Source organism: Pseudomonas sp. Sample_10, from assembly GCF_004321495.1.
Classification (GTDB): Bacteria; Pseudomonadota; Gammaproteobacteria; order Pseudomonadales; family Pseudomonadaceae; genus Aquipseudomonas.
This window is the reverse complement of sequence record NZ_RCOE01000182.1, coordinates 1-1,025: the sequence shown is the minus strand read 5'-3', so window position 1 is coordinate 1,025 and position 1,025 is coordinate 1. Positions and strand designations below refer to the sequence as shown.

The 1,025-nt window shown below is 59.0% G+C and carries 1 protein-coding gene; it reads left to right on the top strand.

Annotated elements, in window-relative coordinates; all coding sequences use genetic code 11:
- Positions 1–183 precede the first annotated feature (183 nt).
- A partial coding sequence (locus D8U18_RS18025) for an aldehyde dehydrogenase family protein (protein ID WP_007987892.1) occupies positions 184–1,025 on the top strand: 842 nt, incomplete at its 3' end.

Below are 1,025 nucleotides of genomic sequence, written 5' to 3'. Positions count from 1 at the left end.
ATCCTAGGATTCGTTTGAGATTTCAAACGCTCTTGTCTGGGTGCTGAACCGCACGCGTTCATTCCGTGCGCTATTTTGTGCTTCAGCCCGGTGAATGATTTCCCTGACGGCAGCCTACCGAGGCGCCTTTCTACAATCATAATTTGCTCCGCATACATTGCGGTGCTGTTAAGGAAAGCCGACATGCAGCTTAAAGACACCCAGTTGTTCCGCCAACAAGCCTTCATCGATGGCGCTTGGGTTGATGCGGACAATGGTCAGACGATCAAGGTCAACAACCCGGCAACGGGCGAAATTCTGGGCACCGTGCCGAAGATGGGCGCTGCCGAAACCCGCCGTGCCATCGAAGCTGCTGACAAAGCGCTGCCGGCCTGGCGTGCACTGACTGCCAAAGAACGTGCGAACAAGCTGCGTCGCTGGTTCGAGCTGATCATCGAGAACCAGGATGACCTGGCTCGCCTGATGACCCTGGAACAAGGCAAGCCATTGGCCGAAGCCAAGGGCGAAATCGTGTACGCCGCGTCCTTCATCGAGTGGTTCGCCGAAGAAGCCAAGCGCATCTACGGTGACGTGATTCCGGGCCACCAGCCTGACAAGCGCCTGATCGTGATCAAGCAGCCAATCGGCGTGACCGCTGCCATCACACCGTGGAACTTCCCGGCTGCGATGATCACCCGTAAAGCCGGCCCGGCCCTGGCCGCCGGTTGCACCATGGTGCTCAAGCCTGCCTCGCAAACGCCTTTCTCGGCTTTCGCCCTGGCTGAACTGGCCCAGCGTGCTGGCATTCCAGCTGGCGTGTTCAGCGTGGTGTCCGGCAGCGCTGGCGACATCGGCAGCGAACTGACCAGCAACCCGATCGTGCGCAAGCTGTCCTTCACCGGTTCGACCGAAATCGGTCGTCAACTGATGTCGGAATGCGCCAAGGACATCAAGAAAGTGTCCCTGGAACTGGGCGGCAACGCGCCGTTCATCGTGTTCGACGACGCGGACCTGGATAAGGCCGTCGAAGGCGCGATCATTTCCAA